Origin of the sequence: Gryllotalpicola reticulitermitis (assembly GCF_042651345.1) — a bacterium.
Taxonomy (GTDB): Bacteria; Actinomycetota; Actinomycetes; order Actinomycetales; family Microbacteriaceae; genus Gryllotalpicola; species Gryllotalpicola reticulitermitis.
The window spans coordinates 602,931-616,725 of the sequence record NZ_JBHSCN010000006.1 but is presented as its reverse complement, the minus strand read 5'-3'; the positions used below and the strand labels follow the sequence as shown (position 1 = coordinate 616,725).

The window sequence follows — 13,795 nt, the reverse complement described above, 5'->3', positions numbered from 1 at the left end:
CGGCTGCCCCTGTCCGAAAGGGCTGTGTGCACGAACATCGTGATCGGGATGCGCGTTTCGCATCCCTCATGAGCAGGATCGCGGCCTCCGACCAACTCGCCTTCGCGCAGCTCTTCGACGAGCTCGCGCCGCACGTGCTCGCGCTGATCAGGCGCGTTGTCATCGACCCGTCCCAGTCGGAAGAGGTCCTGCAAGACGTGTTTCTCGAGCTGTGGCAGACGGCCGCACGCTTCGACGCGGCTCGGGGAACGGCCGTGGCGTTCGTGATGACGCTGGGCCACCGCCGGGCGGTCGATAGAGTGCGCTCGTCGCAGGCGGCGCGCGAGCGGGATCTGAGGATCGGCATCCGCGATCTCGCGGCGCCCGAGCCCGGTCCGGAGGAGGCCGTGGAGTTGAGGCTGGAGGGGGATCGGGTGGCTAGCGCGCTCGACCGTCTCAGCCCGCTGCAGCGGCAGGCGATCTCACTTGCGTACTACAGCGGGCTCAGCCACTCCGAGATCGCGACTCGGCTAGGACTGCCTCTCGGGACGGTCAAGACCCGGGTGCGCGATGCCATGATCCGATTACGCGTCGAGCTCGGAGTGTGATGATGAACGAGCACATGACTCCTCACGAGGCCGACGACCGTCACCGTCGCGACGACGCGGCACGCGACGAGCTTGCCGACGCTCTCGGTGCGCTCGACGACGACGAGGCGCTCGCGTTCACCGACGCGGCCGCGGAACTGGCCATGCAGCTGCCCCCGGTGGCGCCAGAAGCGAAGACCAGGGCGGCCCTGCTCGCACAGATCGGTGCGCGTGCAGCGCAGGAGCCGGTGGGCGGCGCGCCCGTTGCGAACCTCGAGACGCACCGCAGGTCACGGCGACGGCTCGGCAGAGCCGGCCTCGTGCTTGCCGCGGTGGCTGCCGCCCTGGTGCTGTTCTTCGGCGGCTTCGCCAGCCGCACTCTTGTGGGCGGAGGACACTCGGAAGACGCAGCGGGCGGCGATTCGATCGCGAAGATCCTGGCGCAACCCGACGCACAGCGAGCGAGCCAGCCGATCAGCACTGGGGGCACAGCCACCCTGGTGTGGTCTGCGAAACAGGGACGCGCCGCGATCATCCTGAACAATGCCCGACCGGTCCCGTCGGGCAAGACCTATGAACTGTGGTTCATCCGAGCCGGCACTCCGGTCGCGGCGGGAACGCTGAACGCGTCCGCCGCCGCGCTCAGCACGGGGGAACTCCGCGGAGCGATCGAGCACGATGATCAGGTCGCGATGACACTCGAGCCGAGTGCCGGCGTTTCGCAGCCCACGACGACGCCGATCGTTGTGATCCCGACGTCGGCGGCGCCGTGAGTCGCTCCCGAGTGCGGCCCGCGCTCTAGCGCTGCTGAGCCTCGGCTTCCGCGGTGGTAGTGATGCGGGTTGCCATGCCGCTGAAAATCAGGCCATGGAACGGAAGCACCGTGATCCAATAGAGCCTCCCCCTGAGGCCACGGGGAAAGAAGATCGCGCGCTGCTGGTAGCAGGCGCCTTCCCCAGCGGGGGAGCTGCTGAGCTCGAGCCACGCGTCCCCGGGGACCTTCATCTCCGCCCTGAGGCGTAGCAGGTGTCCTTCTTCGATCGCCTCGACGCGCCAGAAGTCGATGGCGTCGCCCACGCGCGCGGAGCTGACGCTGCGCCGGCCCCGCTGCAGCCCGACGCCACCCGACAGGCGATCGAACCAGCCGCGTATCGCCCAGAGGAGCGGGGACGAGTACCAGCCGTTGCGGCCGCCGATGCCGATGATGACCGACCACAGCCGCTCCGCCGACGCTGTGGTGCGTTGTGAGCGACGATCGGTGAAGACGGCCCGACCGGCCCAATCGGGGTCGCTGGGCAGCGGGTCGCTCGGGGAAGTGCCGAGCTCGGCATCGACCCAACTGGTCTCCACCGAATCGGCGTCGATGCGGCCCAGGGCGAGGCGGACGGCCCGGCGGTAGGGGGTGACGCCATTGCCTGGCGGCGGGATGATCTCGTCGATCGTGTGATCCTTGACGACGCATTCGTTTTGCAGCGACGCGATGAGCGGCCGGGCGATGGCACGCGGCACTGGCGTCACGAGGTTCACCCAGAGCGAGGCCAGGTTCGGCGTGAGCACCGGCAGCGGCGCGATCGGCCGCTGCGGGAGCCCGGCTTCGACCGCGTACCCGTTCATCATCTGGCCGTATCGCAGCACGTCCGGTCCGCCGATGTCGACGGCGATGTTGAGGTCGGCGGGAACGCGGGCGCCAGCGAGCAGGTAGTAGAGCACGTCACGCACGGCGATCGGCTGGATCCGGTTGCGCACCCATCGCGGGGCCGGCATATAGGGCAGCACTTCGGTGAGGTGACGGATCATCTCGAACGACGCGGAACCCGAGCCGATCACCACGCCGGCTTGAAGCACGAGTGCCGGAACGGGAGAGGCGAGGAAGATCTGACCGACCTCGACCCGAGAGCGCAAGTGCGGCGAGAGGTCGACGTGCGCAGGATGGAGCGCGCCCAGATACACGATCCGGCGCACATGCGAGCGCGTCGCAGCACTCGCCACCGTCCGCGCGGCCCGCGCGTCGACCGCCTCGAAGTCCTTCCCGCCGCTCATCGAATGAACGAGGTAGTAGACGACGTCCGCGTCGAGGCACGCGCGTGCGAGCGCGGCGCCGTCATCGGCTGAGCCCTCCACGATCTCGCACTGCGCACCCCAGGGGAAGGCGTGCACGCGCTCCGCGCTGCGCGCGAGAACCCTCACCCGATAGCCCGCGGCGAGCAGGCGGGGCGTGAGCCGGCCCCCGAGGTACCCCGTCGCGCCGATCACGACAGCGCGGGGAGGGGTACCGTCTGCCCGGGGTACCGCGTGAAGAGCGGGCTCCTCGCCGGTGGGGCCGGAGAGTTCAGTCATCCGCCCACGATAGAAGGCAGTCGGGTGGCGAGATCTCCCCTTGACAGGCGTTGCGATGAACGGCTCAGCTGAGGGCCGGTGTCAGCCCCTGCCCTCCGACTGCCGCGCTGCACGAGGTTCGTGCGCGCCCCACGACGACAGGATGCGCAGGCGCTCATCGGAGGGGCTGCCCGGCGCGGCCGTCAGCACCATCAGTCGCTGGCCCGAGCCGTCGGGTGCCGTCCAGGTGTCGCAGTCGAGCGTGAGCTCGCCGACGAGTGCGTGGCGGTAGTGCTTGGTGCCGTAGCTCGCACTGTTGACCCGGCGCTCTGCCCACCAGGCGCGGAAGTCTTCGTCCTGCACGGAGAGCTCGCCGACGAGCCGAGCGAGCTCGGGGTCGTCGGGGGTGTCTGCGGCCTCCATGCGCAACGCGGCGACGGCGTCGCGAGCGTCGTGCTCCCATTCCTGATGCAGGGCGCGCAGTGCGGGGTGGGTGAAGACGAGGCGCAGGTAGTTGCGCTGGGCCACGGGGACCTCGCCGAAGTCGAGGTAGAGCGCGGCGGCCGCCGGATTCCACGCCAGCACGTCCATCCGCGCGCCGAGCACGATCGCGGGAGTGCTCGTGAGCTGAGCAAGCAGGCGCCGCAGGGCGGCCCGCGGTTGCTGTCGCGCGCGGCGCCGTCGCGGCCGCGCATCCGTCTTCCCGGCGATCGTGTACAGATAGGCCTGCTGGTCGTCGTCGAGCCGCAGGGCGCGGGCGAGGGTCGCGAGCACCGTGGCGGATGCCTGTACTCGGCCCTGCTCGAGGCGTACGTAGTAGTCGACGCTGATCGCCGCGAGCTGCGCCACCTCTTCGCGCCGCAGCCCCCTCACCCGGCGTCGGGACCCCGAGCGGGCGAAGCCGAACTTCTCGGGATCGAGCTCGTCGCGACGGGCTCGCAGGAACGCGCCGAGCTCGCCCGGGTCCGTGGTCGGTGGCATGCCAGTAATTCTCGATGCGACGGGGGCATCGGTGGGAGGGCAGCTTTCTGCCCAGGCACGAAACCGCCACTGTTGCGAACGCGTGCAACCGCCGAGCGTTGACGTCATGAGCAGAACACATGTGACATTCGACAGTGCCGGCATTCCGATCGCCGGCCACCTCTACTTGCCGGACGGGACCGGCGCCGGACGGCTTCCGGCAATTGTTGTCGGCCACCCCGCCAGCGGTGTGAAGGAGCAGGCGGCCGGCCTGTACGCGACGAGGCTCACCGAGCGCGGTTTCGCGGCCCTCGCCATCGATGCCGCCTTCCAGGGCGAGAGCGGCGGCACCCCGCGCGGCCTCGAGGACCCGGCGCATCGCGTCGAGGACCTCAAGGCTGCAGTCTCGTTCCTCGCCACGCGAGCAGAGATCGACGCCGACCGCATCGGCATGCTCGGCATCTGCGCCTCGGGCGGCTACGTGATTCCGGCGGTCGCCGGCGACCATCGAGTGCGCGCGGTCGCGGCGGTGAGCCCCGCCGACATCGGCCGTCAGTTCCGCGACGGTGCAGACGGCGCGCAGGACCCCGTCGTGATCCAGGCGATGCTCGACGCCGCAGCTGCCGCCCGCACGGCCGAAGCCCGCGGCGAGGGCGTCGGCACCTTCCGCATCTTCCCGGATACCGCTGAAGAAGCGCGGGTTCTGGGTGGCCAGCACGGGTTCGAGGGCTTCGAGTACTACTGCACCGATCGGGCCCAGCACCCCCGGTCGGCGAAGGAGTTCACCTGGTCGAGCATCGACCGCATCGCGACGTTCGATCCGTTCCGCTTCGTCGAGCTCATCGCGCCGCGACCGCTGCTGATGATCATCGGCACGGATGCCGTCACGAAGCACATGGGAGCCGAGGCGTTCGCGAATGCCGCGGAGCCCAAGGAGCTCATGTGGATCGACGGCGCGAGCCACGTCGACCTCTACGACAAGCCCGAGTACGTCGGCCTGGCGGTGGAGAGGCTCACCGCGTTCTTCACCCGCGAGCTTGCCCCCTCCTCCACGCCGGCCGTCGCATAGCCTGTGCCGTCACTCGAAGGCGACGAACGCGGCCCACAGCTCGGCTCGGGCGGGGAAGCTCGAGAGGTCGCGGCCGAGGGTCGCGCCGACCTGCGCGATCCGCGCCCGCGCGGTGTGCCGGTGGATGCCGAGCACGCGCGCGGTCGCGTCCAGCTCGCAGCTGTTCTCGAGCCACGCGCGCACCGAGCCCATGAGATCGGTGCCGTAGTCGCGATCGTGCTCGACGAGCGGTGCGAGCACGGAGCGCGCGACGGCACGGGTGTCCGATCGCGTGAGGTAGGCGAGCACGCCGCTGCGGGCGACCTCTTCGAACTCGATGATGCCGCCCGTGCCTTCCTCGCTGCGCCTGAGGGCCTGCGTGGCCTGGTCGAGCGCGAGCGGGAGATCGGCGTAGCCGATGGGATCCGAGACCCCGGCCCGCGCGCCGAACTGAGCGACGAGCTGGGGGAGCGGGCTCGCCCCGTCGGCGGGAACGAAGGCCACGAGCATGCCGCCGCGCTGGGCGAAGAACAGGCCGTCCTGCTGCTCGCCCGCCCAGAGGTTGAGGAACTCGGCGACCTGCTCGAGATCGTCGGGCGTGACCGACACCGCCGCTGCGCGGAACGGCTCGGACGGAAGCGGGCCCCACAGCTCGCCCCAGATCCGTTCGACGAGGGCGTGCTCGCCGCTCTGCAGCAGCTGCAGTAGCCCCGAGCGCAGCATCGACCGCGCCTTGTCGAGCTCGTGATTCTGCTCGAGGGCCAGGCTCGCGAGCGCGATGACGGCGGTCACGACCTCCTGGCCGCTCTGGTCGAGGTGTTCCGAAGGCCCCAGGGCGAGCACGCCGCGCAGCTGTCCGCCCGACCCGAGGGTCTGCAGGGCGACCGCGTGATCGCCCTCGAGGGCCGTCGCACTCGCTCGCTGCCCTCGGCGAAGCATCCGTGCCGCGACCGCCCGCACCTCGTCCAGGTCACCGCCCTCGGTGAGCGAGCCGGCCGGGAACTCGCGCTGCAGTCCGCCGGCACCGTCGAAGAGAGCCACCCAGCCGCCGAGGCGATGCGAGAGCTCGGCGAGGGTCGCGCTCAGCCCGTCGGGGCGCAGGGCGGCACGCGCGATGGCCCGCTGGGCGACGAGCGCCCAGTTCGCCCGCGCGGTCGCCTCGACCATGAGCTCGTTCGCGTTGGCCTGCGCCACGGCGATGAACGGGATTCGGTACGGAACGATGAACAGCGGCAGGCCGGCCCGCGCACACGCGTCGACGAAGGTCTCCGGCGCGCCGTCGCGCAGCACCTCGGTTCCGAATCCGACGCCGATGATGCCTCGCGCGATGAGCCGCTCGACGTAGTCGCGCGCGAACGCACGGGTGGGGCGCCCGTCGCCGAATTGGCCGCCGGTCGTCAGCAGCACGTGGCCGTCGGCGAGGAACAGGGTCGGGTCGGCGAGGTCGGAGCTGTGCACCCAGGCGATCGGATGCTCGTCCCACCCCGCCGGAAGCGCAGACGGCTCGCTGATCAGGCTGAGCTCGAGTTCGGGGCGGCCGAGCAGAGTGCGCAGATTCGCGGCCATCCAGCCTTCCCTGTACATACCGGCGAAGTGATGAGAGAAAACATACACGGTGGTGGGATCGGTGCGGCGAGGGGCTTTCTAGCATCGAAGGCATGACCATCGTTCTCGACTCGGCGAGCGCCACGCTGCCCGGCGGCCCCGGGCTTCCGCAGGAGCGGCGGCTCCGCACCTCCATTCCCGGCCCGCGCTCGCAGGAGCTGATGGCGCGCAAGTCCGCCGCCGTCGCGGGCGGCGTCGGCGTCGCGGTGCCGATCGCGGTCGTCGCCGCCGGGGGAGGAGTCGTCGTCGACGCCGACGACAACTCGCTCATCGACCTCGGGTCAGGTATCGCGGTCACCGGCGTCGGGAACGCGAACCCGCGTGTGGTCGAGGCGGTGCAGAACCAGGTCGCCGCGTTCACGCACACCTGCTTCACGATCGCCCCCTACGAGTCGTACATCGCCGTCGCCGAGGCGCTCAACCGGCTTACCCCAGGCGACCACGAGAAGCGCAGTGCGCTGTTCAACTCGGGTGCGGAGGCCGTCGAGAACGCCGTCAAGATCGCGCGGCACTACACGGGGAGGCAGGCGATCGTCACGTTCGAGCACGCCTACCACGGGCGCACGAACCTCACCCTGGCTCTCACCGCGAAGAACCAGCCGTACAAGAGCGGTTTCGGCCCCTTCGCACCTGAGATCTACCGCGTGCCGCTGTCGTACCCCTATCGCGACGGTCTGACGGGAGCGCAGGCCGCCGCGCGGGCCATCACAGTCATCGAGAAGCAGATCGGTGCCGAGAATCTCGCGGCGATCCTGATTGAACCCATTCAGGGCGAGGGCGGCTTCGTGGTCCCGGCCGAGGGCTTCCTGCCCGGCCTCGTCGACTGGGCCCGCAACCACGACGTCGTGTTCATCGCCGACGAGGTGCAGACCGGATTCGGCCGCACCGGTCGCATGTTCGCGAGTGAGCACGAGGGAATCGTTCCCGACCTGGTCGTGACCGCGAAGGGAATCGCGGGCGGCCTGCCGTTGTCGGCGGTGACGGGTCGCGCCGAGATCATGGATGCCCCGCAGGTCGGCGGCATCGGCGGTACGTACGGCGGCAACCCGCTCGCCTGCGTCGCGGCGCTCGCGACGATCGAGGCGTACGAGTCCGACGGCCTCGTCGAGCGCGCGCAGCGCATCGGCGACACCTTGCTCGGACGGCTGCGCGGAATCCAGGCGCGTGACCCGCGCCTCGGCGACGTGCGCGGTCGCGGCGCCATGGTCGCCATGGAGCTCATCGACCCCGCCACGGGCGCACCCGACGCGCGGCTCACCGGGCGCATCGCCCGCTACGCGTATGAGCACGGCGTGATCCTGCTCACGGCGGGAACCGACGGCAACGTCATCCGCTTCCTCCCGCCGCTCACGATCAGCGACGCGCTGCTCAGCGAGGGGCTCGACGTCGTCGCGGAAGCGCTGGCCGGCGCGTGACCACTGAACTCACGAGCCCGCAGCTCGCCGCCCGCGAGGCCGAGCTCCTGGCCTCTATTCCGCACCAGCTCCTCATCGGCGGCCGCTGGACCGACGCCGATGGGCAGGCGGCCTTCGACGTTCGCGACCCGGCGACCGGAGCCGTGATCGCGACCATCGCCGACGCATCCCCGGCCGACGGTGTTCACGCCCTCGACGCGGCCGTCGCCGCGCAGCATGCGTGGGCCGCGACGGCCCCGCGCACGCGCGGTGAAATCCTGCGCCGCACGTGGGAGCTGCTGCAGGAGCGCACGGAGGAGGCGGCCCTGCTCATGACGCTCGAGATGGGCAAGCCGCTCGCCGAGGCACGCGGCGAGGTCGCCTACGGTGGCGAGTTCCTGCGCTGGTTCGCCGAGGAGGCGGTGCGCATCACCGGTCGCTTCGGCACCAACCCCGAGGGGACGGGACGGATGCTGGTCGCCCAGCGACCCGTCGGCCCGTGCTACTTCATCACGCCGTGGAACTTCCCCCTCGCGATGGCGACGCGCAAGATCGCCCCCGCGCTCGCCGCCGGGTGCACCGCGGTGATCAAGCCCGCCGAACTGACCCCGCTCACGACCCTGTTCCTCGCCGGGCTGCTGCGCGAGGCCGGCCTGCCCGACGGCGTCCTCAACGTCGTCACGACGACGCAGGCAGGGCCCGTCTCCGACGCGATCCTCGCCGACCCGCGCCTCAGGAAGCTGTCGTTCACGGGTTCGACGCCGGTCGGCGTGAAGCTGCTGAAGAGCGCGGCGGACAACGTGCTTCGCACGTCGATGGAGCTCGGCGGCAACGCCCCCTTCCTCGTCTTCGAGGACGCCGACCTCGATGCGGCCGTCGACGGTGCGATCGCCGCGAAGTTCCGCAACATCGGGCAGGCGTGCACGGCCGCGAATCGCTTCCTCGTGCACGAATCCGTCGCCGACGAGTTCGCGCAGCGCCTCACCGCCCGCGTCACGGCGCTCCGAGTCGGCCGCGGCACCGAGTCCGGTGTGACGATCGGGCCGCTCATCGACGGGAGGGCGGTCGCGAAGGTCGGCGCCCTCGTTGACGACGCGGTCGCGGGCGGCGCTGAGCTGCTCACCGGAGGTCACGTCATCGACCGGCCCGGAACCTTCTTCGAGCCGACCGTGCTCACCGGGGTGAGCGTCGATTCCGCGATCTTCCGCGACGAGATCTTCGGACCGGTCGTGACGATCGTGCCGTTCAGCGATGAGGCGGATGCGGTGACGAAAGCCAACTCGACCCAGTACGGCCTGGTGAGCTACGCCTACACCCAGGACCTCCGCCGCGGGCAGCGCCTGATCGAGTCGCTCGACACCGGCATGATGGGGCTCAACGTCGGTGTGGTCTCCAACGCCGCCGCGCCGTTCGGCGGCGTGAAGCACTCGGGCATCGGCCGTGAGGGCGGCGCTGAAGGCATTCACGAATACCTCGAGACGAAGTACGTGCTCACCCCCGATCCGTTCCAGAGCTAAGGAGACCCGATGCCCTCAATCCAGTCCGACGTCGTCATCGTCGGCGCCGGCGTCACCGGCCTGACCGCGGCCAGCCGTCTCACGGCGGCCGGCTACAGCGTCACGGTGCTCGAGGCGCGAGACCGCGTCGGCGGCCGCACCTGGACCGACGAGATCGACGGCGTGACCCTCGAGATCGGCGGCCAGTGGATCTCGCCCGACCAGACCGCGCTGCTCGAGACCGTCGACGAGCTCGGCCTCACGATCTACTACCGCTATCGCGAGGGGAAGAGCGTCTACGTCGACGCCGACGGCCTCCGCACCGAGTACACCGGTGACATCTTCCCCGTCGGCGCCGCCACCGCGGCCGAGATCGAGCGACTGATCGCGCACATCGACACCGTCGTCGCGACGGTCGACGCCGACAAGCCGTGGGAGGCTCCGAACGCGAAGGCTCTCGACGAGATCTCCTTCCGCGCGTGGCTCGAGAGCCTGTCGGACGACCCGGTGGCCGTCGCGAACGTCGCACTGTTCATCGCGGGCGCGATGCTCACGAAGCCCGCGCACGCCTTCTCGGCCCTGCAGGCGCTGCTGATGGCCGCATCGGCGGGCAGCTTCGAGCACCTCGTCGACGCTGACTTCATCCTTGACAAGCGCGTGGTCGGCGGAATGCAGAAGGTGTCGCTGACCCTCGCCGAGCAGCTCGGCGACCGGGTCCACCTGAACGCGCCCGTGCGCACGCTCCGGTGGGACGAGGACGGCGTCGTCGTCACCGCGGACGGCGGGCTCGAGGCATCCGCTCGCATCGCGCTGCTCGCTGTGCCGCCCACGCTCGTGTCGCGCATCTCGTTCGCGCCGCCGCTGCCGCGTCGTCAGCAGCAACTGCACCAGCACCTGTCGATGGGCCTCGTGATCAAGGTGCACGCGGTCTACGAGACGCCGTTCTGGCGCGAGGCCGGCCTCTCGGGCACGGCGTTCAGCCCGTACCTCGTCGCGCACGAGGCATACGACAACACGATCGAGGGCGACAGTCGCGGCACCCTGGTCGCGTTCGTCTCGGATGAGCGCGCAGACGAGATGTTCCGCCTCACGGCGACGGAGCGCAGGCAGCGGATTCTCGAATCCCTGGTGCAGTATTACGGCCCCGCGGCCGCGAACCCCGTCGTCTACTACGAGAGCGACTGGGCGAGCGAGGAGTGGACGCGCGGCGCTTACGCGACGAGCTTCGATCTGGGCGGCCTCGCGCGGTTCGGCGATGACCTGCGCTCGCCGGTCGGGCCCGTGCACTTCGCGTCGAGTGACCTCGCCGGGCTCGGCTACCAGCACGTCGACGGCGCGGTGCGCATGGGTCGCCGCGCGGCCGAGATCATCGGCGGCCTGCTCGGCTGAGCGAAGCGCTCAGCCGATGCGGATGAGCTTCTTGTTGACGAACTCGTCGGCGCCGAGACGGCCGAGCTCGCGGCCGGTGCCCGAGCGCTTCACGCCGCCGAACGGCAGCTCGGCGCTGTCGGCACCGACGATGTTGACGTAGACCATGCCGGCATCGATCCTGTCGGCGACGCGCAGCGCCTGCTCGGCATCGGTCGTGAACACGTAGGACCCCAGGCCGAACGGCGTGTCGTTCGCGAGCGTGACGGCCGCGTCCTCGCCGTCGACGCTGTAGACCACGGCGACGGGCCCGAAGAACTCCTCGCGATAGGCGTCGTTCTCACTCGTCACGCCGGTGAGGACGGTGGGGGAGTAGGCGTTGCCGCTGCGGGTGCCGCCGGTGACGACGGTGGCGCCCTGCGCAACCGCGCGCGTGACCTGGTCCGCGAGACGGTCGGCGGCAGCGGCCGACGACAGCGGGCCGATCACGGTCCCCTCGACCGTCGGGTCGCCGGGTCGAACGGCCTCGAGCGCGGCGGTGAACTTCGCGAGGAACGGCTCGTACAGCGCCGCGTCGACGATGAAGCGCTTGGCTGCGTTGCACGACTGACCCGTGTTGTCGAGGCGCGCCGCGACGGCCGCGTCGACGGTGGCGTCGAGATCATCGGTGGACAGGACGATGAACGGGTCGCTTCCGCCGAGCTCGAGCACGACCTTCTTGAGGTGCTGGCCCGCGAGTCGCGCGACGGCCGTGCCCGCGCGCTCGGAGCCCGTGAGCGACACGCCGTGCACGCGCGGGTCGGCGATCACCGTCTCGATCTGCTCGTTCGTCGCGTAGATGTTCACGTATGCGCCGTCGGGGAAGCCCGCATCGCGGAAGATCTGCTCTATCGCCGCAGCCGATTCGGGGCACTGCGGCGCGTGCTTCAGCAGGATGGTGTTGCCGATCAGCAGGTTCGGGCCGGCGAATCGCGCCACCTGGTAATAGGGGAAGTTCCACGGCATGATGCCGAGCAGCACGCCGAGCGAGGTCTTCCGCACGAGCGCCGAGCCCTCGCCGCCGAGCAGCGCGATCGGCTCGTCCCGCAGCAGTTCCTCGCCGTTCTGCGCATAGAAGTCGTAGATATCGGCGCTGAACTCGATCTCGCTCACCGCCTGGTCGATCGGCTTGCCCATCTCGCGCACGATGATGGCGCCGAGCTCCTGCACCCGCGAGCGATGCAGTTCCGCGACCCGGTGCAGCAGCGCCGCGCGCTCTGCGACGGTGCTCGACTTCGACCAGCCGCTGTGGGCAGCACTCGCCGAGGCGATGGCCTCACCCAGTTCGTCGTCGGTGATCGTCGGGAAGCTCGCGATCGTCTGGCCGGTGCTGGGGTCGGTGACCGCGTAGCTCGTCATGCGTGCAATTCCTCTTCCTCGGGGTGGTCGGCATCGACCAGTTCGGCCCGCATCGACAGATCGATGGGGTTCGTCGCCGGCACGATCTCATTCTCCGGCTCGAGCGGCCGCTTCGTGTAGTAGCTGCGTGCGCGGCCCCAGAAGCCCCACACGAGAAACAGGCCCACGACGATCGACCCGATGCCGATTCCGATGACGACCCAGTCACCCCAGTCGCTGATCAGGCTCTGCACGAACGCCCACGCCATGAAGAGCGCGCCGATCGCGGGCCACAGGCCGACGAGCAGGAACGTCTTCACCGACCGGAACAGCTGCCGGCGGTACGTGACGACGACGGCCGCAGCGGCCAGCGAATAGTAGAAGGTGATCTGGAAGCCGATCGAGTCGACGGCATCCGTCATGATCGTCGACACGCTGCCGAGGCTGTTCGACCCGATGAACAGGCCCACGGCGACGACGCCCACGATCAGCGTCGCGAACGCCGGCGTCTTCCAGCGCCGCGCCGTCGTGCCGAACACGCGGGGGATCGTGTTGTCGCGGCCCATGGCGAACAGGGTGCGGGAAGCCTGGATCAGGGTCGTCTCGAGCGTGGCGATCGTCGACAGCATCGCCGCGATGATCAGTGCCGTGCCGCCCCAGCCGGGGAAGATCGCATGGCCGAGGTCGATGATCGCGTTCGTGCCGGTCGCCTGGTGATTCGGCAGCAGCACCTGGGTCGCGGTCGTGAAGACGAGGAACAGCGCGAACACGATGAAGACGCCGACGATGCCTCCGCGACCGGATGCCTTGTGGCCGTTGCTCGTCTCCTCGTTGAGGTTCGCCGAGACGTCCCAGCCCCAGAAGTAGAACGCCGCGATCAGGGCCGCGGTCGCGAAGGTGCCCGCAGAGCCGAAGTGCGCGAAGCCGAACCAGCTCCACGAGAACGCGGTGTGCACGCCCGAGCCCGAGAAGCCCTTGATCAGCGCGGCCACGGCGACGATGACGAGGATGCCGACCTCGATGCTCGACATGATCCACTGCGCGAGCGCCGTGACCGTCACTCCGAACACCACGAGCGCGAGCATCACAAGGAACCACACGGCGCCGACGCCGGTCACCAGCCACGTGTTGGACGTGAGGGCCGGGTTGATCAGCTGCAGGGTGAACTGCCCGGCGGGAAGCGCACCCGAGACCATGAAGATCGTGGCGGAGACGACGAGCGACCAGCCCGACAGGAAGCCGAGCGACGGGTGCAGTGCGCGCCCCACCCACGAGTAGGCGGCGCCGGCGTTCACATCGGAACGGCCGAGGTAGGCGAAGGCGAACGCGATGCCGAGCATCGGAATGCCGCACCACAGCAGCGAGGCGACGGATGCCAGGCCGGCGGTGCCGATCAGCAGCGGGGTGGTCGCGGCGATCGAGTACGCCGGCGCGCTGCCGGCGACGGCCATCACGATGGCGCCGGCACCGCTGATGCCGTTGCCGCGCAGTTCATGGCGATGCGGGGCCTCGCCGGCTGCTCCGACGGGGTCAAGCGCAAGGGTCTCGGACACGCGCGTCCTCTCTCTTCGTCACGCGGGCAAAGGGGGCGTGGGGCGCCGCCCGTGCGTGGCTTCCGACTCTAGAAAGGCCTCAGCCGCCGCGTTATGTACGCGCTGGCGATTC

The 13,795-nt window shown here is 70.0% G+C and carries 11 protein-coding genes; 6 read left to right on the top strand and 5 right to left on the bottom strand.

Annotated features, from left to right (window positions below; genetic code table 11):
- Positions 1 to 68: 68 nt before the first annotated feature.
- Together ACFOYW_RS16225 and ACFOYW_RS16220 are read left to right on the top strand one after the other, a co-directional pair.
- On the top strand, positions 69 to 587 hold the full coding sequence (locus ACFOYW_RS16225; protein WP_390231256.1) for a sigma-70 family RNA polymerase sigma factor: 519 nt from the start codon (positions 69 to 71) through the stop codon (positions 585 to 587).
- A 14-nt stretch (positions 588 to 601) separates the two neighbouring features.
- Positions 602 to 1,339, top strand: a complete 738-nt coding sequence (locus tag ACFOYW_RS16220; RefSeq protein ID WP_390231253.1) for an anti-sigma factor — start codon at positions 602 to 604, stop codon at positions 1,337 to 1,339.
- 25 nt (positions 1,340 to 1,364) lie between these two features.
- On the opposite strand, the gene ACFOYW_RS16215 is transcribed toward ACFOYW_RS16220, so the two are convergent.
- Together ACFOYW_RS16215 and ACFOYW_RS16210 are read right to left on the bottom strand one after the other, a co-directional pair.
- The gene (locus tag ACFOYW_RS16215; RefSeq protein ID WP_390231250.1) at positions 1,365 to 2,903 is read right to left on the bottom strand and encodes an SDR family oxidoreductase; all 1,539 of its coding nucleotides are present in this window, start codon (positions 2,901 to 2,903) and stop codon (positions 1,365 to 1,367) included.
- 81 nt (positions 2,904 to 2,984) lie between these two features.
- Positions 2,985 to 3,863 (bottom strand): helix-turn-helix domain-containing protein, encoded by an 879-nt coding sequence (locus tag ACFOYW_RS16210; protein WP_390231247.1) that lies wholly within the window; start codon positions 3,861 to 3,863, stop codon positions 2,985 to 2,987.
- A 106-nt stretch (positions 3,864 to 3,969) separates the two neighbouring features.
- On the opposite strand from ACFOYW_RS16210, the gene ACFOYW_RS16205 reads away from it, so the two are divergent.
- Positions 3,970 to 4,911, top strand: a complete 942-nt coding sequence (locus tag ACFOYW_RS16205; RefSeq protein ID WP_390231244.1) for an alpha/beta hydrolase — start codon at positions 3,970 to 3,972, stop codon at positions 4,909 to 4,911.
- A 9-nt stretch (positions 4,912 to 4,920) separates the two neighbouring features.
- On the opposite strand, the gene ACFOYW_RS16200 is transcribed toward ACFOYW_RS16205, so the two are convergent.
- The gene (locus ACFOYW_RS16200; RefSeq protein ID WP_390231241.1) at positions 4,921 to 6,456 is read right to left on the bottom strand and encodes a PucR family transcriptional regulator; all 1,536 of its coding nucleotides are present in this window, start codon (positions 6,454 to 6,456) and stop codon (positions 4,921 to 4,923) included.
- A 92-nt stretch (positions 6,457 to 6,548) separates the two neighbouring features.
- Here ACFOYW_RS16200 and gabT point away from each other — a divergent pair, with 92 nt between their 5' ends.
- The 3 genes from gabT to ACFOYW_RS16185 are packed head-to-tail and all read left to right on the top strand — an operon-like array spanning position 6,549 to position 10,774.
- Entirely contained in the window at positions 6,549 to 7,910 is a 1,362-nt protein-coding gene (gabT, locus tag ACFOYW_RS16195; protein WP_390231238.1) for a 4-aminobutyrate--2-oxoglutarate transaminase, read from the top strand.
- On the top strand, positions 7,907 to 9,406 hold the full coding sequence (locus ACFOYW_RS16190) for an NAD-dependent succinate-semialdehyde dehydrogenase (RefSeq protein ID WP_390231235.1): 1,500 nt from the start codon (positions 7,907 to 7,909) through the stop codon (positions 9,404 to 9,406). The genes gabT and ACFOYW_RS16190 overlap by 4 nt, the downstream gene beginning before the upstream one ends.
- A gap of 9 nt (positions 9,407 to 9,415) precedes the next feature.
- A complete protein-coding gene (locus ACFOYW_RS16185) occupies positions 9,416 to 10,774 on the top strand; it encodes a flavin monoamine oxidase family protein (RefSeq protein ID WP_390231232.1) in 1,359 nt (452 codons plus the stop codon).
- 9 nt (positions 10,775 to 10,783) lie between these two features.
- Here the strand turns inward: ACFOYW_RS16185 and ACFOYW_RS16180 are convergent, their stop codons facing one another.
- Together ACFOYW_RS16180 and ACFOYW_RS16175 are read right to left on the bottom strand one after the other, a co-directional pair.
- Positions 10,784 to 12,151, bottom strand: coding sequence for an NAD-dependent succinate-semialdehyde dehydrogenase (locus tag ACFOYW_RS16180; protein ID WP_390231230.1), 1,368 nt, complete (start codon positions 12,149 to 12,151; stop codon positions 10,784 to 10,786).
- Entirely contained in the window at positions 12,148 to 13,683 is a 1,536-nt protein-coding gene (locus tag ACFOYW_RS16175; protein WP_390231228.1) for an APC family permease, read from the bottom strand. Before ACFOYW_RS16175 ends, ACFOYW_RS16180 begins: the two co-directional genes overlap by 4 nt.
- Positions 13,684 to 13,795: the final 112 nt, after the last annotated feature.